This is a genomic window from Streptomyces sp. NPDC093111 (assembly GCF_040683955.1).
Lineage (GTDB): Bacteria > Actinomycetota > Actinomycetes > Streptomycetales > Streptomycetaceae > Streptomyces.
In genome coordinates this window covers 76,754-93,120 of record NZ_JBFBNW010000009.1, presented here as the reverse complement: position 1 = coordinate 93,120, position 16,367 = coordinate 76,754, and the positions used below count along the sequence as shown (strand labels likewise).

General features: G+C 73.2%; 13 protein-coding genes. 4 read left to right on the top strand and 9 right to left on the bottom strand.

Annotation, left to right across the window (positions count from 1 at the left end; translation table 11 throughout):
* Positions 1-41: 41 nt before the first annotated feature.
* The gene (locus AB0Q96_RS17375) at positions 42-365 is read right to left on the bottom strand and encodes a hypothetical protein (protein WP_365326238.1); all 324 of its coding nucleotides are present in this window, start codon (positions 363-365) and stop codon (positions 42-44) included.
* 376 nt (positions 366-741) lie between these two features.
* On the opposite strand from AB0Q96_RS17375, the gene AB0Q96_RS17370 reads away from it, so the two are divergent.
* Positions 742-1,353, top strand: a complete 612-nt coding sequence (locus tag AB0Q96_RS17370; RefSeq protein WP_365326236.1) for a DUF6000 family protein — start codon at positions 742-744, stop codon at positions 1,351-1,353.
* Positions 1,354-1,472: 119 nt separating this feature from the next.
* Here the strand turns inward: AB0Q96_RS17370 and AB0Q96_RS17365 are convergent, their stop codons facing one another.
* The 7 genes from AB0Q96_RS17365 to AB0Q96_RS17335 all read right to left on the bottom strand — a co-directional run bounded on the left by AB0Q96_RS17365 (position 1,473) and on the right by AB0Q96_RS17335 (position 11,860).
* Positions 1,473-2,180, bottom strand: a complete 708-nt coding sequence (locus AB0Q96_RS17365) for a DUF2470 domain-containing protein (RefSeq protein WP_365326234.1) — start codon at positions 2,178-2,180, stop codon at positions 1,473-1,475.
* Positions 2,181-2,497: 317 nt separating this feature from the next.
* Positions 2,498-3,301, bottom strand: a complete 804-nt coding sequence (gene xdhC, locus AB0Q96_RS17360; protein ID WP_365326232.1) for a xanthine dehydrogenase accessory protein XdhC — start codon at positions 3,299-3,301, stop codon at positions 2,498-2,500.
* A 1-nt stretch (position 3,302) separates the two neighbouring features.
* The gene (gene xdhB, locus AB0Q96_RS17355) at positions 3,303-5,789 is read right to left on the bottom strand and encodes a xanthine dehydrogenase molybdopterin binding subunit (protein ID WP_365326230.1); all 2,487 of its coding nucleotides are present in this window, start codon (positions 5,787-5,789) and stop codon (positions 3,303-3,305) included.
* A complete protein-coding gene (locus AB0Q96_RS17350) occupies positions 5,786-7,318 on the bottom strand; it encodes an FAD binding domain-containing protein (protein WP_365326228.1) in 1,533 nt (510 codons plus the stop codon). Before AB0Q96_RS17350 ends, xdhB begins: the two co-directional genes overlap by 4 nt.
* A gap of 493 nt (positions 7,319-7,811) precedes the next feature.
* On the bottom strand, positions 7,812-10,664 hold the full coding sequence (locus AB0Q96_RS17345) for a type 2 lanthipeptide synthetase LanM family protein (RefSeq protein ID WP_365326226.1): 2,853 nt from the start codon (positions 10,662-10,664) through the stop codon (positions 7,812-7,814).
* Between the two features lie 133 nt (positions 10,665-10,797).
* Positions 10,798-11,001 carry a DUF6229 family protein gene (locus tag AB0Q96_RS17340; protein WP_351670100.1) on the bottom strand — a complete coding sequence of 68 codons (204 nt, stop codon included), beginning with the start codon at positions 10,999-11,001 and terminating at the stop codon, positions 10,798-10,800.
* Between the two features lie 244 nt (positions 11,002-11,245).
* The gene (locus AB0Q96_RS17335) at positions 11,246-11,860 is read right to left on the bottom strand and encodes a TIGR03086 family metal-binding protein (RefSeq protein ID WP_365326224.1); all 615 of its coding nucleotides are present in this window, start codon (positions 11,858-11,860) and stop codon (positions 11,246-11,248) included.
* Positions 11,861-11,922: 62 nt separating this feature from the next.
* On the opposite strand from AB0Q96_RS17335, the gene AB0Q96_RS17330 reads away from it, so the two are divergent.
* Positions 11,923-12,879: a WYL domain-containing protein gene (locus AB0Q96_RS17330; RefSeq protein WP_365326222.1), complete on the top strand. Its 957-nt coding sequence runs from the start codon at positions 11,923-11,925 to the stop codon at positions 12,877-12,879.
* 167 nt (positions 12,880-13,046) lie between these two features.
* Here the strand turns inward: AB0Q96_RS17330 and AB0Q96_RS17325 are convergent, their stop codons facing one another.
* A complete protein-coding gene (locus AB0Q96_RS17325) occupies positions 13,047-14,246 on the bottom strand; it encodes a lipase (RefSeq protein ID WP_365326220.1) in 1,200 nt (399 codons plus the stop codon).
* A 168-nt stretch (positions 14,247-14,414) separates the two neighbouring features.
* Between AB0Q96_RS17325 and AB0Q96_RS17320 the strand changes: the two genes are divergently transcribed.
* Both AB0Q96_RS17320 and AB0Q96_RS17315 read left to right on the top strand, forming a co-directional pair.
* Positions 14,415-15,551 (top strand): sensor histidine kinase, encoded by a 1,137-nt coding sequence (locus AB0Q96_RS17320; protein WP_365326219.1) that lies wholly within the window; start codon positions 14,415-14,417, stop codon positions 15,549-15,551.
* The gene (locus AB0Q96_RS17315) at positions 15,548-16,237 is read left to right on the top strand and encodes a response regulator transcription factor (protein WP_365326216.1); all 690 of its coding nucleotides are present in this window, start codon (positions 15,548-15,550) and stop codon (positions 16,235-16,237) included. The genes AB0Q96_RS17320 and AB0Q96_RS17315 overlap by 4 nt, the downstream gene beginning before the upstream one ends.
* Positions 16,238-16,367: the final 130 nt, after the last annotated feature.

Here is a 16,367-nt window from a genome sequence, read left to right as displayed (position 1 = left end):
TGCGCGATGGCCCTCAGCCCTCGTCGAGCGGGCCGCGAGGACTACCGCGGGCTCAGCGTGCCTTCATCGGTCTCCCAGAAGGAGAGTCCGCGGCGAATGTCCTCCCGGCCGTACGGCAGGGGCGGGAAACCGGCAACGGTCAGCACGTACTTCTCGGACGCGCCGGACACCTTGAACGAGAAGGCGAACTCGCAGGACTTGAGGGTGCTACCTTGCGCCTCACCGGGCATGAGCACGTCGCTCCCCAGGACCTTGCCCGTGCCGTCCGTCACGCGGACCTCCGCCCCCGCCCTGACCTTGGAGTTCGGCGGGACCGTGCACGGCTTGCCGGTCGCGGGGCCCTTGCCGTCCGTGGACAGTTCCACGGCGACCCGCCCATTGATGGCGAGAGCCACCGCGGAAGGTGCGGCGCTCGGAGCCGAGCCCTTCGCGTCGTTCGCCGTGCCAGAGCAACCGACGAGACCCATGACGCCGAGTACCAGGCCCCCACAGGCCCACAGTCTTCTCATTCTTCCCCCTCGTGACCTGCGGCGGATTGTTCTGCGCAGGCACGCGCACCCTACACATTCGCCCGAACGAGCCGCTGCGAGAATCGGCGCGCGGAGCCCGGACCCCAACCCGCACCGGTGGGCGGTCACACGGTCGCGGTGGCACCGGAAATCCTTCCGGGTCGCCGGGTGCATCCGCGTAGGGTCCCCGTACATGGAACCCGCCGCCACCCCTCCGATACCCAGCCGCCCCATGCGGTCGCCCAGCAACGATGCCGAACTGCGGGCCTTGGTCGAACGCTACGTCCGGCCCGGGCGCCGCTACCTCAAGCTCGGCGGCGGCGTGCTGCGCATGCCGGAGCCCGAGTACGGCCAGTTCGTGCGATCGCTCGGCGACGACGCGCGGCTCATCACCCAGGGCGACATCGGCGTCCTTCTCGAAGGCGGGTGGCGCGAGCGGAGAACGGCCGCGTGGCTCATCGCCGTCGGACATCGCACGGACTTCCGCGAACGACTCGGCGAGCTGCTCCTGGCCAGTCAGGTCTGTTGCACCGGGCTGGCGTACTGCGTAGCCCTCGCGAGCTTCGGCACGCCACGCGATGCCGAACTGCTCGCCGACTATCTCGATCGCTACCTTCGCCGCCCCGATCTCGGCTATGACCAGCCCATCGTCATGAGCGCCCTCGCATTCACCGCCCTGAACCTGGGCAGCGACGACACGGCCCGCTTCCTCAAACCGGACGGTCTGTGGGAGCGGTGGGTCCACGACGCACCCCATATACAGAGCAACACCGATCCCGTCCACCACCTGAGCCTGATGCGGAGACTCCGCGCGTTCGTCGACGAATGCGCGGAAACAGCGTGACCAGCAGCCCCCGAGCAGAGCATGTGACGACCAGGGTGACGGCCGGCCGCGCCGGTCGGGTCAGCGGCTCGGAAGTGTGCGACTCGGGTTGTCCCGAGTCGCCCGGCGCCTCACCCCGCTCAGGCCGCGGGCAGCCGGGAGTGGGACGCCCGGCGGGCGGCGGCCAGGAGGGCGTGGGTCTGTAGGCCGACCTGGTCGGCGTCGGTGACGGGTGTCGGGAACGCCAGCCGCACGTCCCGGTGCCCGGACGGCAGTTCCAGCCGCAGCGTGATGCCGTACCGGTCGAGTGCGAGCGGCAGCGCCCGCACGAGGCTTCGGGTGACGGAGGGTTCGACGAGTCGGAGCAGGAGCGTGACCAGCTCCGGGTGGGCCGTGCCGAGATGGTGGAGGATCGACGCCTCGGACACCGCCATCGGGTCAGTCTCCGCCGCCTCCAGCTCGTGGAAGGTGACGTAGCTGCGCCCCCTCGCGTCCTCCAGGACGGCCTGGCCGAGCTGCATGCAGACGCTCTCGGTGGAGTCGGCCCGGTACGGCGCGGCCACGAGGCCCGTGAGCGTCACCCGGGCGCGTACCCGGTCACGTACGGGCGCCGGCGCGACATCGGTGAGCTCCAGGCGTACTGGCAGGCGGGGCCCGTCGTGGTCGGGGCCGAACTCGTTGCCGGGCTCGTGGAGATGGATGCGGCCCAGTGCGCCGGCCCCGTCGAGGTCGCGGACCTCGTGTTCGAGGCCGTCGGACACCACGGTCATGGAGTGGGCGGCCATCACGATCGACCGCATCCGCTCGGCGGGGGTCGGGAGAGCGGGAGGCGTGGTGCGCGGGCTCATGGGGTCTCCGTGAGGAAGTGGCGACACTGAACTTAGGTAAGCCTAACCTAAGCTTTCGTGAGGGTGGGTGGGAAGCGACCCTCAGACACGACGCCACGCCACGCCACGCCACGTATAGAGGGATGCGTGCCAGTTCCTCTTCCCTCACCCCGCTTCCACCCGGAGGTCCGGAGGCCCGGAGTCGCTGGTCCGTCCGCCGGCTGCCCGCGCGCGCTGAGTCGCGGTTAGGGGGAGGCCAAGGGGTCGTGACGCGTACCCCGGCCGTGACTACGAACGGCCGCTTATCGCCCAGGATGCCCTCCGGGCCCCGCCCTCCCTCAGCCACCCTCGAACGTGCGCAGCAGATCGGCCGCGACGCCGACCGCGATCGTCGCGGGCTCCTTGCCGGTGATGTCCGGCAGGCCGATCGGGCTCTTGATGCGGTCGATGAGGGCGTCGTCGTGACCGCCCTCGGTGGCGAGGCGCTTGCGGAACCGTGACCACTTGGCCGCCGACCCGATCAGCCCGATCGAGCCGAGGTGGCTCGTACGCAGGGCGGCGTCGCACAAGGCGGCGTCCTCGGCGTGGTCGTGGGTCATGATCAGGACGTGGGTGCCGGGCGGCAACGCCTCCAGGACCTCCTCGGGCAGCAGCGGCGTGTGGTGCACCCGTACCTGCGCCACGGCATCAGCGAGCACGGCGAGCCGCTGCGGGGTGAGGGTGTCGGCCCGGCTGTCGATCAGATGGAGGTCCAGGTCGTGGCGGGCCAGGATCCGGGCCAGTTCGAGTCCCACGTGCCCGACCCCGAAGATCGCGACCGCCCGTACCACCGGGAGGGGTTCGAGCAGCACCGACACCGTGCCGCCGCAGCACTGCACCCCGTGGCGGTTGGTCACCTTGTCGTTGAGGGCGAAGTCGATGAGCTCCGGTTCCGGCGCGGCCGCGGCGATCATCTCCCGGGCCCGGTCGATCGTGACGGCCTCCACGTTGCCTCCGCCGATCGAGCCCCAGGTCTCGCTCTCTCCGACCACCAGCTTCGCGCCGGCGTTGCGCGGGGCGTGGCCGCGCACGGTCGCGACGGTCACGAGCACGCCGGCCTCCCGGCGTGCCCGCAACCGCGCGACCGCGGCGAACCACGTCATGTCAGGCACCGCTGAGGGCTCCCGCGCCGGCCCTCGGCCCCTGTCCGGCCCCGGGTTCGACACCATCCCCGGCACTGGGTTCGCCACCGTTTCCGGCACCGGACTCGCCACCATCTCCGGCCCCGGCCCCGGCCCCGGCCCCGGCCCCGGCGCCGCGCGCCGCGCCGCCCCGGACGGTCTGGAGCGCCCAGTACACCGCCTCCGGCGTCGCGGGCGAGGCCAGCTCGACGCCGATCCCGGCCGGCCCGAACGCCGCCGCGGCCTGTCGCAGGGCCTCCCGGACGGAGAAGGCCAGCATCAGCGGGGGCTCGCCCACCGCCTTGGAGCCGTAGACCGCACCTTCCTCCGTGGCGTTCCGCAGCAGCGTGACGTGGAACTCCTCGGGCATCTCGGAGAAGCTCGGCAGCTTGTACGTACTGGCCGCCTGGGTGAGCAGCCGCCCGCGGTTCGGCCCGTCGCCGGTGTCCCAGCGCAGGTCCTCCAGCGTCAGCCAGCCCGCACCCTGCACGAAGCCGCCCTCGATCTGGCCGATGTCGATCATCGGGGAGAGGCTGTCGCCGACGTCGTGCACGATGTCCACCCGCCGGATCCGGTACGCGCCGGTGAAACCGTCCACCTCGACCTCGGCCGCGGCGGCGCCGTGGGCGAAGTACTTGAACGGGGAGCCCTGGAACGACTTCGCGTCCCAGTGCAGCCCCTCGGTGCGGTAGAAGCCGGCCGCCGACAGCTGGACGCGCTGGAAGTACGCGGTCCGCACCAGCTCGTCCCAGCCGAGCTCCGCGTCGCTGCCCAGGCCGCGCGCGACGCCCTCGACGATGCGGACATCGGCGGCGTTCGTGCCGAGCCGGGTCGCGGCCACCCGCAGCAGACGCTCGCGCAACTGCTCGCAGGCGTCCTTCACGGCGGCGCCGTTGAGGTCGGTCCCCGCGCTGGCGGCGGTCGCGGAGGTGTTGGGCACTTTGTCGGTACGCGTCGGGGCGAGGCGCACCTTGTGCAGCGGGATGCCGAGCGTGGTGGCCGCCACCTGGAGCATCTTGGTGTGCAGGCCCTGGCCCATCTCGGTGCCGCCGTGGTTGATCAGGACGGAGCCGTCCTTGTAGATCAGCACCAGCGCGCCGCCCTGGTTGAACGCGGTGAGGTTGAAGGAGATGCCGAACTTGAGGGCGGTGAGCGCGAGGGCCCGCTTCGTGTGCGGGTGCGCGGCGTTGAACGCGGCGATCTCCCGCCGCCGCTCCGCGATGCCGCCGTTCTGCTTGACCTGCTCCCAGACGGCGGTGATGCGTTCGGGCTGGACGACCGGCTGCCCGTACGGAGTGGACTGGCCCGGCCGGTAGAAGTTGCGCTCCCGCAGCTCCGTCGGGTCCAGGCCGAGCAGCGGCGCGCACCGGCCCATGATGTCCTCGATCACCAGCATGCCCTGGGGTCCGCCGAAGCCGCGGAAGGCCGTGTTGGACACCTTGTTGGTCCGGGCGATCCGGCCCGTGACGCGGGCGTTGGGGAGCCAGTACGTGTTGTCGATGTGGCACAGGGCGCGGGCCACGACCGGTTCGGACAGGTCCAGGCTCCAGCCGCCGTCGGCGGTGAGCGTCGCGTCGAGGGCCTGGATGTGGCCCTCGGCGTCGAAGCCGATCCTCCAGGAGGCGTGGAAGCCGTGCCGCTTGCCCGACATCGTCAGGTCCTGGGTGCGGTTGAGCCGGACCCGGACGGGCCGGCCGGTCAGCCGGGCGCCGAGCGCGGCGACGGCCGCGAAGCCGTGCGGCTGCATCTCCTTGCCGCCGAATCCGCCGCCCATCCGCAGGCACTGGACGGTCACCTCGTGACTGTGCAGGCCGAGGACGTGGGCGACGATCTCCTGCGTCTCGGAGGGGTGTTGGGTGCTGCTCTGGACGAAGACCTGGCCGGCCTCGTCGATGTGGGCGAGCGCCGCGTGCGTCTCCAGGTAGAAGTGCTCCTGGTCGGAGAACCGCAGCTCGCCGGTGAACACGTGCGCCGAGTCGGCGAATCCGACGTCCACGTCGCCGGTCTCCATCACGGGCCGGGCGCCGTGGAAGCTCTCCGCCGCGATCGCCTCCTCCAGGCTGATCACGGAGGGCTGTTCGTCGAGTTCCACCTCGACGGCCGCGGCGCCGAGCCGGGCCGCCTCCAGCGTCTCGCCCAGCACCCAGGCGACCGCGTGCCCGTGGAACATGACCTGGTCGGGGAAGAGGGGCTCGTCGTGTTTCATCCCGGCGTCGTTGACGCCGGGCACGTCGGCACCGGTCAGCACGCGCACCACCCCGGGGACGGTGAGCGCGGGCCCGGTGCGCAGCGCGGTGATCCGGCCGTGGGCCTTCATGACCTGCACCGGGTACGCGTGCAGGACGTCCTTGGTGCGGTGGATCAGATCGTCGGTGTAGAGCGCGGTGCCGGTGACGTGCTGGCTCGCGCTCTCGTGCGGCATCGACAGGCCGACGACGGACTTGTCGGGGCGTTCGGACAACTGGCTCATGACGGCACCGCCTCGGTGGTTCGCGCGTACAGCTTCAGGAGACTCTGGCCGAGCATCGCGGAGCGGTAGGCGGCACTGGCCCGGTGGTCGTCCATCGGCGTGCCCTCCTCCCGCAGCACCGGTGCGACGCCCTCGACGGTCTCCACGGTCCACGGCCGCCCCTCGAGGGCGGCCTCGGTGGCCAGGGCGCGGATCGGGGTGGCGGCGACACCGCCCAGCCCGATCCGCGCCTTGCGAACGACCCCGTCCTCGACGTCGAGCGCGAAGGCGACCGCCACGCTGGAGATGTCGTCGAAGCGCCGCTTGGCGATCTTGTGGAAGGCGGTGACCGGCGACAGCGGGAGCGGTACGCGGACGGCACGGATCAGCTCGCCGGGACGGCGCACGCTCTGCCGGTAGCCGGTGAAGTACTCGGCGAGGGGCACCTCGCGCTCCGCGTCGGCGTCCGCGAGCACCAGGGAGGCGTCGAGCGCGAGCAGGACCGGCGCGCTGTCACCGATGGGGGAGCCGGTGCCCAGGTTGCCGCCGAAGGTGGCTCCGTTGCGGATGAGGCGAGAGGCGAACTGCGGGAACAGCTCGGCGAGCAGCGGCACGCGGCCGTCCAGACGCCGCTCGATCTCGGTGAGGGTCAGCGCCGCCCCGATCTCCAGGACGTCGGACCCGACACGCAGCTCGCGCAGCTCGGGAAGGCGGTCGACGGCGACCACGCAACCGGCGCGCCGGGAGCGGATGTTCACCTCCACACCCCAGTCCGTCGATCCGGCGACCACCACCGCGTCGGGCCGCTCGCGCAGCAGCCGCAGCGTCTCCGCAAGGCTCTTCTTCCGGACGAACAAGCCGTCGCCCTGGGCGTAGGAGGTGGCCACCGGCGCGGGCGGGGCCTGCTCGCGGCGGCGCGCGAGGGGATCCCCGTCCGTGGGCGTACCGACGGCGAACGCGGCGTCGCGGATCGGCCGGTAGCCCGTGCAGCGGCACAGGTTGCCGCTCAGCGCGTGCAGGTCGAAACCGTTCGGGCCGTGCTCGGCGTCGCACACGCTGCCGGCGCTGCTGCCGCTGCCGTCGGAGCCAGAGCCAGAGCCAGAGCCGGAGCCGGAGCCGGCGTGGCCGTCGCCGCCGGCACCGGCGCGCCGGTCGGGCCGGTAGTACTCGGCGGCCATGCTGCAGATGAACCCCGGGGTGCAGTAGCCGCACTGGGATCCGCCGCGGACCGCCATCTCCTCCTGCACGGGGTGCAGGGTGGGCGGGGTGCCGGGGGCCCCGGGAGTGGCGAGGCCCTCGGAGGTGACGACCTCCTGGCCGTCGAGCGCCGCGACCGGAACCAGGCAGGCGTTGACCGCCACCCAGTCGGTGGGCTTGGTCACGCCGGGTCGGGCCACCAGCACCGAACAGGCACCGCACTCGCCCTCGGCACAGCCCTCCTTGGTGCCGGTCAGGCCACGCTCGCGCAGGAAGTCCAGCACGGTGGTGTGCGGCGGCGCCGGTGCGAGGGGCGTCCCTTCCCCGTTGACAGTGATACGCGCCGCTACCATGCCGGGCCCTCGATGAGGAGCGCGACGCGTCGATGGATCGTGTTCGCCAATGTCGGGCAGCTTTCTGTGCTCGGACGCGCCACAGACGGAAGAGGGCGCGGAAGGGCACGCGGCCAGGGCGTGCCGGGAAGGGGAAAAGGGTGAAGGCGACAACCCGAGGAGGCCCCGGGCAAGGGCGCGGTGAAGGGCGCCGTCAGCAGCCGTGGGCGATACGCCCGTTGACCCAGGCCGCGGTGTGGGCGAGGCGATGGAGATCGGAGCAGGTGTTCATCCGTGGGTCGCCTCCTCGCGGTCGTCATGGGTCGATGATGACCGCAAGTTAACGGCCGGCGATCACAGCGTCAAGAGCGATCGGCCCGTTCCCCGCGCCGCGCACGGCTCTCCGGGAGGGCGTGACCGCCCGGACGGATGAAGCGACGTGGAGGCGGGAGCGGCTCCCCGCCCCCGCGAGAACAGACGTCAAGCACACGTGGGTTCGACCCCGGGGCCCGGATCAGACCGTGTCGTCCGCCTCCTCGGGAAGGGCGAGGAGGAGGGGCGTGCCCAGCCGGGCGTCCGGGTGCATGCCGAGCAGGTGGTGCACCACCCCGGACAGGCCGGGGAGCAGTCCGGGTGTGAACGCCTCCTTGGCGAGACCGCCGACCGGGCCCCGCTGTTCGATGCCGGTGAGCAGTTCACCGTCCGCCTGCGCGGCCGTCGGACCCTCGTACCCGTCCAGGGCACGGAGGCGGCGCAGCAGTTCCGACAGGCCGAGGTCGCCGTGGCAGAGCGTGTGACTCCAGCCGAAGCCCTCCCGCAGGCCGGCCGGGCCCGAACGCAGTGCCGTGCGCAGGTGGCGGGGATCGCCCGTGCGCGCGTGGAGGTCGACCGCGGCCAGCCCGATGCCCGTGCTCCCGTGGCACCAGGCGGTGGGGTGATCCACGTCCCCTCCGATCCGCGCGTCGGCCCAGGCGGACACCTCCGGCACGTACAGCGACTCCTCGAAGTCGTGGGCCAGGGAGCCGAGTTCGCGCCAACGGGCCCGGTCGTCCGGACTCCCGGCCGCGGAGAGGCCGAGCCGGGAGAGCGCCCACCCGGCCCCGGTGGCTCCATGGGCGAAGCCGCCGATGCCTTCCGGGAACATGACCGTGGACCATCGCGCTCCGCGACCGTTCACGACGGCCGTCCGTTCCAGCTGCCGCCCGGCCTCTGCGGCAACGTCCAACCACTGGGCCTCGCCGGTGAGTTCGGCGAGGTCGAGAAGCGGGGCCGGTACGCCGGCCGCACCGCTGAGCACGTCCAGCGCCCGGTCCTCGGCCAGCACCGCCGGGGTCAGCAGCGCGGCTCGGGCTCGGGCCCGGTCCAGTAGCCCGGGCGTCCCGAGGAGGCGGTGCAGCGCGGCCCACGTCCACACCTGGGAGGCGATGCCGGTGAACCCGCCGACCTGTCGGGTCGGCGTGGTGTCCTCGGTGGCGGCGAGCACGTCCAGGGTGCCCGCCAGGACGGACTCGACGCCGGGCACCGGGTCGGCCCGCCCGGCGCGCTGCTCCCGCAGGTACGCGGCGAGGGCGAGGGCGACACCGCCCTGACCGGTGTAGAGGTCCGCGCCGAGCGGGCGGATCGCCCAGCCGTAGTCGGTGAGCACCGGGCTGATCCAGGTCGCGGTGGCGTCGGTGCCGCGCACGGCGGCCGCGCAGACCGTCCGTACGGCCTCGGCCGCCAGCGCGCGCCGGCGCTGGTCCAGGTCGTCGGCGTGCGGGGAGCGGGCGGGTGTCCGTATCCGTCCGGGAAGGCGGCGTTCGTTGAGGTAGGCGCCGACGAGCGCGCTGCGGATGGTGTCCCGCTCGCGCGCGAGGTCCGCGTGCCGCCACCCCGCCAGGAAGGTGGACGCCAGCTCCGCGTCCACCCGCGTGTCGAACACGGGGACGTCTCCGACCAGGAGGTCCGCCGTCTCGAGGTCGATCACCGCCGGTTCGCGGGGCGCGCCCGGGGCGGCGAGGGCGTTGCGGTGGAGGATGTCCCGGGCCCGCGCCCGGGCGGCCTCGGGGTCGTGCAGGGAGGCGGGGTGCCACAGCATCCGGCCGATATCGGTGTACGTCTGGGTGGGCCGGCGGATCCGGCGCACCCGGCAGCCCGTGAACCCGGCGACGAGCGGCCCGAGTCCACCGCTCGCGTCGAGCTCGGTCAGGGCTCGGGTGACCGCGTCGAAGCCGTCGAGGACCCGGTCCCAGTGACGGATCAGCACGGGCTCGGCACTGGGGTGGTTACGGGCCGGCGGCAGGTCCACCTCCTCGACCTCCAGCCGCGCGGTGTCCCGCCCTCCGTCCGTGATGACCGGGACGCGGATGCGCGGCTGCTGCCCGGGCAGGCCACCGGCGGCCGAGAGGTCCACCCCGGCCAGGGCGTAGCCGTCGGTGCGCAGGGGGAGGATGCCGGTCCGCAGCACGGTGGTGCGTATCGTCCGGGCGGCCCGGTCGACGGCGTCCCCGCGCCCGCTCGGCGCGACGTCGACGTCCGGGGTGAACAGGGCCTCCGCGTCGACCACGAAGGGCACCGGGCCGTGGGCGACCAGGTTCTCGGCGTGGAGATCCGTCCCGCCGAGCAGCCGCATCACCGCCAGCCAGCCACCCAGGCCGCGGTAGAAGCGCCCGAGCTCCGCCTCATCCCGGCAGAAACGGTGCTCGACGTACTCGGCCCAGCCGTAACCGCCCCGGACCACCACCCTCGGCACGCCCAGGTCCTCGGCACCGGGCACGGCCTCGACGAAGGCGCGGAGCGCGGCGTCCACCGCCACGGGCCGCGGCTTGTACATGACGGCGGCGTCCTCGAAGGTCAGCCGGGCCACGGCCCGTCCGCCGTGGTGGGTGTCCCCGCGGGCGAGCTCCAGGCCGCGCAGCGGTCCCGGATCGGCGCCGAGCAGCCCGGCGACGGCCTGCCGGTCCTCGCCGAACCGGCCCCCCAGCTCCACGGCTCCGTCGATCAGCAGCCGCCCGGAGGCGAGGGCCCGCGGGTGCAGCGCCGGATACCGCCGGCGCAGGGCCTCGGCGAAGCCGGGGGAGCAGGCGCGGGTGAGGAAGGCGTCCCAGCGCGCGGCCGGGTCGGCGCCCGGCAGCTCGCCGGCCAGGGAGGCGGCGCGCAGCTCCAGCAGCAGTACACGGTTGAGACGGAGCTGAAGGGTACGGCGCAGGGCCTCGCGCGCCGCCCCGCGCAGCGCCTCGCGCTCCTCGGAGCCCAGCCCGGTGAGCTGCGGCACCCGGCGCTCCAACTCCTCGAACAGCGGCTCGGCGAACGTGTCCACCGGACCCGCGAACCACCCTTCGGGGGGCGGCCCTCCGGCCGTGCGGGCCGCTGCCACGGATTCCACCATGCTGAGTCCTCTCCGGACGACGGGTGCCGCTTGCCGCGCACCGGGCCGACCGGCCACCGAGGCCCGGCCGGCCCGGACCGGGGAACCCGCCGCGGGCTCCCCGGTGGGACGTTCGTCGTGGTGGGGCGCCTCGTCAGCAGCAGTAGCTGTGCAAGGAACCGGTACAGCTGCTGCACCCCGTCAGCAGGGCCTCCGTACCGTCGGTGAGAGCGGCCTCACCGGCGGCGCCGCCGACGTAGAGCGGGCCGGCCGGGTTGTCGGCGCCGAAGGCCGTTTCGGCCCCCTGGAGCCAGGCGGTGACGATGTCGTCCGTACGCGTCGTGGACATGACGGGCATGGATTCCTCCTGAGATTCGCCGGAATGGCACGGAGCTTCAGAATCCACCGGAGGAACCGAATCCGGGACCCACCAGAACCAGCCAATCGCCGAGGCGGGTACGCGCGGAGCCGTCCCGCCCGCGGGGACGTGCGGCACGCCGTCGACACGCCTGGTGCGGAGTCCCCGGCGCACCCCGCGCCGCTCCGGGGCCTACCCGACGCCAAGGCCGTGACCCGCCCGAGAACGCTGCCCCGCACGCCGATTACGGCTTGCGTCCGCACCACGCCACGAGGCGGTCGATAGCGGGCGCGTCCGCGTCGACGTCCACCGCGGCCTCGAACGGCGCACCGTCACGCGGCCCGGCGGGCAGCCCGCGCGTCATGGCGGCGTACGAGATCGCGACGAGCTCGGGGTCCCAGTCGGGGAGTTGCCCGGTCGCGGTGGCCACGTCCCAGGTGTGCACGGTGAATTCCGAGGTCCAGACGGCCGCGGCGGCAGCACCCGGGAGGCTGCCGAACGGCAGGGTCAGCGTCCGGCCCAGGATCGCGGGATCCGCCCACGCGGCCTCGACCTCACGCACCGCGGCATCCCACGCCTCCTGCCATCCGGCGTCCGTGAGCTCGTCGGCGACCGTCGGGAGACTCGTCACGTCGCCGCCGCGCCCGGCGAGGGCGATCCGGCGCAGGACGGCGACGAGGTGTCCGGCGAGCCGCCGGACGGTGAACTCGGTGCAGGGCGTGGGTGCGTCGAGCTGCTCGGGCCGGACGGCGGCGACGGTACGTCCGGCCAGTGCGACGGCCTTCAGCAGGCTTTGGCGGGGGTCGTCGCCGGTGTGAGGGGTGGCGGTGGACGGTGCGGTGTTCTCGGTGTTCGTCATGCCCTCATCCTGGAAGCCGAACAGGTCATCTCCTGACCTGTTTCCCGAAGAGAATCGCCCGTATGAGAGCCGATCGCCTGGTGGCAACCCTGCTGTTCCTCCAAACGCGCACCCGCGTGACCGTCGCCGAGGTCGCCGCCGAACTCGAGGTGTCGCCGCGGACCGCACGCCGCGATCTGGAGGCGCTGTCCACCGCGGGCGTCCCCGTCTACTCGCAGCGTGGCCGAGGCGGCGGCTGGTCGCTGGTCGGCGGCGCCCGTACGGACCTCACCGGGCTGACCGCCAAGGAGATCCAGGCCCTGTTCCTGCTCGCGGGCCCCTCGTCCACCACCCCTGAACTCCGTACGGCACTACGCAAGTTGGTACGCGCTCTGCCCGCACCCCTGCGCGCGGGCGCCGAGGCCGCGTCCCGGGCCGGCCACACGGACGGCACGCACTGGTCGCGCACCGACGTCACCACCTTGGGGCCGCACCTCGACGCGCTCCGGCGGGTCGTCGTGGACGGCGTCCAGGTACGGCTCGGGTACGCCGGCCCCGGCAAGCCCGTCGGCGTGCGAACCGTCCATCCGCTCGGGCTCGTGACCAAGGCGGGCCACGACTACCTCGTCGCCGAGACGGAACGGGGCCTGCGGACCTTCCGCCTCAGCCGGGTCACCTCGGTGGAGGTGACCGGCGAGCCCGTCGTACGGCCGCCCGGCTTCGACCTCCCCACGTTCTGGCGCTCGTTCGCCGCGCGCTTGGAGGAACGGCTGTACGCGGCGACGGTCCGGGCCCGGGCCGACCCGGACGCCATGGCGATCCTGGAGAGGCTGTTCGACGGTCGCCTGCACGTCGGCCCGAAGCTCCCCGACGGGTGGACGGAGATACGGGTCGACGGACCGACACCGGAGGTCGTCGCGACCCAGCTGTCCGGGCTGGGGGCACGCGTCGAGGTGCTGGACCCGCCGGCGGCGAGGGAGCGGCTCGCACGCCTGGCGGTGGAGCTGGCCGGCGTGTACGGACCGCCCACGCCGGCATGAACAGCGCGATGTTCCTGACCGGAGCCCCGCCGGGTCGGACCGCACCGGCGGGGCTCCAACGTAGGGGTGCGCGTGTCCACGGTGACCGACGCACCGACGCACCGACGCACCGCCGCACCGCCGCACCGGCTGACCGACGGCTCGGCAGGTTCGGCGCCGGGGGGCGTTCACCGGGCGTAGTCGACCTCGGGGAAGCCGGGGGAGGGACCGTCGAGCAGCCGCCCCCGGTCGCGGAGGTGGAGGTCGAAGAAGGCTCGCGGGTAGGCGCGTTGGAACGCCTGTGCCCGGTGCCCGGGAATGGTCCCGACCTCTTCCTCCAGTTCGGGCGGTGAAATGCCCAGGAGAGGGGCGATCAGCGGCAGGATCAGCACATCGTCGCCGAACGACTGGTGCGCCGCTCCCCGTACGGTCAGATGCAGGCGCCAGCCGCGCAGATGCGACCAGAACGCGCGCAGGGCGGGGTTGCTCTCCATGCCGCCCTTGCCCGGGGTGTCCACGACCAGGAACGGACGGTCGAGCCCGGCGTCCACCACCGGGCCCGCCGCGCCTCCGTCCAGGCTCGCTCCCGCCGTGATCCGCCCGTCGGTGAGCATCGTCGCGGCGGTGGTGGCGCCGCCCAGGGAGTGGCCGAGCATCCCGACGCGCCGCAGGTCGAGCGCCCCGCGCAGGCCCGTGGGCAGCGGGGTGCGGCAGACGCCGGGGTGGCCGCCCGAACGCAGGACGGCGAGCCGGTCCAGGACGAAGCGGATGTCGTCGGTACGGACCGCGAGGGCCTTGGCGTAGTCGCTGATCCCGCCCAGCGGATTCGTCTCGACGCGTCCACCGGGGAAGGCGACCGCCGCCGCGTCGTAGGTGTGGTCGACGGTGACCACCACGAAGCCGTGACTGGCGAGGTCTTCCACGATGCCGGTGCCGAACGACCGTGACGCGTCGGCGCCGGGAGAGTAGAGCACGACGGGCAGGGGGCCCGGTGGGCCGCCGACGGGCGCGCCCTCGTGGCCGTGGGTGCCTCCCAGTCGTACCAGGCCGGGAGGCAGGCCGAGGAGGCTCAGGTACCGGTCGGCCGCCGCCTGGGGCATCCAGGGAACGGCGGGGCGGGTGGGGCCGGCGGTGCGGCCGCGGGCCGGGTACCAGATGCTGATCATCAGCTCACGGCAGGGGCGGGAGGGCACCCAGGGGTCGGGCCGCGCGGTGTCGACCAGGTGCAGCGCGATCGTACCCAGCGGGTACGGTCCGTTCGGGGCGGGCAGCCGGAACCGCACGGGTTCCGGTTGCCGAGGTCGCGCGGCGGCAACCGGCGCGAGCGGACCCGAGATCATGGCGGCGGCCAGTCCGGCGCACGAGGACAGCAGTGTTCTGCGATTCATGCGTTCCACTGTTCCGCCCGATGAGCCCGGCGGCTTCGCCCCCGGGGAGGAACCCGGCGTCAGCCCAGGAGGGTACGACGGGCATCGGCCGGGCGGATGACTCCGCCCGCGAGATGACGTCCTCCGGGCTGACGGGCCCCGGGCCCCCGCTCGGATAGCGTGGCCGGCATGGGTGACGGGGAGTCACGGCCGCTGGTGGCCAGACGTCTGCGGGACGGACAGTGGCACGGCGTGGACACGGTCGCGGCCGTGCTCCTCGCCCTGGCGTTCGGCGCGAGCCAGACGCGGAGCGGCGGCTGGGCCGCGGGAGCCGTGGCGGCGGTGGTCTGGCTGCCGGTAGCGGTACGGCGCAGACGGCCCGTCCCGGTGCTGTACACGGTCCTGGCCGGAGCGGTCTTCGCCATGGCGTTCACCGGATGGGAGGAGTCCTGGGTCCCCGTCGGGACCGCCCTGTACACGGTGGCGGCGCGGGAGCCACGGCGCCGGTCCGCGACGGCGCTCGGCTGCTCGCTGGCCGCCGTCGCGGCGGCCATGGCCCTCGTCCCCCGACCGGTCCCCGCCTCCGAGATCGCGTGGGGCGTCGTCTTCGCGTCCTTGATGATGACCCTGCCCTGGCTGGTGGGCACCGCCCTGAAAGAGCAGCGGGCGTACGCGGAACTCGCCGCCCGGCAGGCGGTGACGGACGAACGCCTGCGGATCGCCCGGGAGCTCCACGACGTGGTGGCCCACCATCTGACCGTCATCGCGGTACGCGCCGAGGTGGCCCGTGCGGTGGCCGCCACCAACCCGCAGGAGGCCGAACAGACCCTCGCACTGGTCGGGACGGCGGGCCGGACGGCGCTCACCGAGATGCGCCGCATGCTCGGCGTCCTGCGATCACCCGGTGACGGAGCCGAGCTGAAGTCCGCCCCCGGCCTGGCGGACCTGCCCGCGCTCGCGGACGGCGCGGGCCCACGCGTGGAACTGTCCGTCGACCCGGACCCACCGCTCCCTGCGGGTGTGGAACTGGCGGTCTACCGCATCGTTCAGGAAGCCCTCACCAACGTCGTCAGACACGCGGGATCGGCGGACTGCCGGGTGAACCTGTCCCGGACGGATCCCGAAACGATCGAGCTGGAGATAGTCAACGACACACCGCCCCGGCTCCCACCCCGTCTCCCGCCCCGGCGCCCCGGCGGCCACGGACTCATCGGGATGAGGGAACGGGCGGCCATGTGCGGCGGGACCCTCTCCGCCGGCCCCCTGGCGACCGGCGGCTTCCGGGTACACGCCCGACTGCCCTGCGGATCGGGGACACCACGGTGAACCGGCCGGTCCGCGTTCTCATCGCCGATGACCAGGCCCTGTTGCGGACGGGCTTCCGCCTGCTCATCGAAAGCGTGCCGGACCTCACCGTCGCGGGCGAGGCCGTCAGCGGCGAGCAGGCCGTCGAACTCGCGCTGCGGCTACGGCCCGACATCGTGCTGATGGACATCCGGATGCCGGGCACGGACGGCCTGGAGGCCACCCGCCGCATCTGCGCGCACCCCGACGCCGTCGACACCCGTGTGCTGGTCCTCACCACGTTCGACCTGGACGAATACGTGTACGCGGCCCTCCGTGGCGGCGCCAGCGGGTTCCTCCTGAAAGACATCCTCCCCGCCGATCTCCTGACCGCCCTGCGTGTGGTCGCCTCCGGCGATGCCCTGCTGGCCCCCACGGTCACTCGCCGCCTGATCCGCGAGTTCGCCCAACGCCACGAGCCGCGCCCGAGCCTCGCCCGGGACCTGCCGGGCGTGACCCCACGGGAACGCGAAGTCCTCCGCTTGGTGGCCCGTGGCCTGCCCAACCCAGCGATCGCCGACCACCTGGGGCTGAGCATCGCGACCGTCAAGACACATGTGCGACGGCTCCTGGCCAAACTCCACGCCCATGACCGGGCCCAGCTGGTCGTCATCGCCTACGAGACAGGCCTGGTCACCGTGACGCAGAACCCCCCATCCACCAGCTGACACCTCAAGACCGCAAGGATTTCAAGAGCAGGTGGTGCGGGCGGCCTCCGCGAGGTCGCGACCGGCCCGCGTGCCGTATCCGAGCGCGCTGGACGCGTGCGCGCCCTCCCCACCCCTGACGGGGCGCGCC

Bases quoted from the DNA above. Each gene is read 5' to 3' on its own strand.
- AB0Q96_RS17370 (WP_365326236.1), top strand. From the start codon at position 742: ATGCGGTCGCCCAGCAACGATGCCGAACTGCGGGCCTTGGTCGAACGC.
- AB0Q96_RS17365 (WP_365326234.1), bottom strand. From the start codon at position 2,180: ATGAGCCCGCGCACCACGCCTCCCGCTCTCCCGACCCCCGCCGAGCGG.
- xdhC (WP_365326232.1), bottom strand. From the start codon at position 3,301: ATGACGTGGTTCGCCGCGGTCGCGCGGTTGCGGGCACGCCGGGAGGCC.
- xdhB (WP_365326230.1), bottom strand. From the start codon at position 5,789: ATGAGCCAGTTGTCCGAACGCCCCGACAAGTCCGTCGTCGGCCTGTCG.
- AB0Q96_RS17350 (WP_365326228.1), bottom strand. From the start codon at position 7,318: ATGGTAGCGGCGCGTATCACTGTCAACGGGGAAGGGACGCCCCTCGCA.
- AB0Q96_RS17345 (WP_365326226.1), bottom strand. From the start codon at position 10,664: ATGGTGGAATCCGTGGCAGCGGCCCGCACGGCCGGAGGGCCGCCCCCC.
- AB0Q96_RS17340 (WP_351670100.1), bottom strand. From the start codon at position 11,001: ATGCCCGTCATGTCCACGACGCGTACGGACGACATCGTCACCGCCTGG.
- AB0Q96_RS17335 (WP_365326224.1), bottom strand. From the start codon at position 11,860: ATGACGAACACCGAGAACACCGCACCGTCCACCGCCACCCCTCACACC.
- AB0Q96_RS17330 (WP_365326222.1), top strand. From the start codon at position 11,923: ATGAGAGCCGATCGCCTGGTGGCAACCCTGCTGTTCCTCCAAACGCGC.
- AB0Q96_RS17325 (WP_365326220.1), bottom strand. From the start codon at position 14,246: ATGAATCGCAGAACACTGCTGTCCTCGTGCGCCGGACTGGCCGCCGCC.
- AB0Q96_RS17320 (WP_365326219.1), top strand. From the start codon at position 14,415: ATGGGTGACGGGGAGTCACGGCCGCTGGTGGCCAGACGTCTGCGGGAC.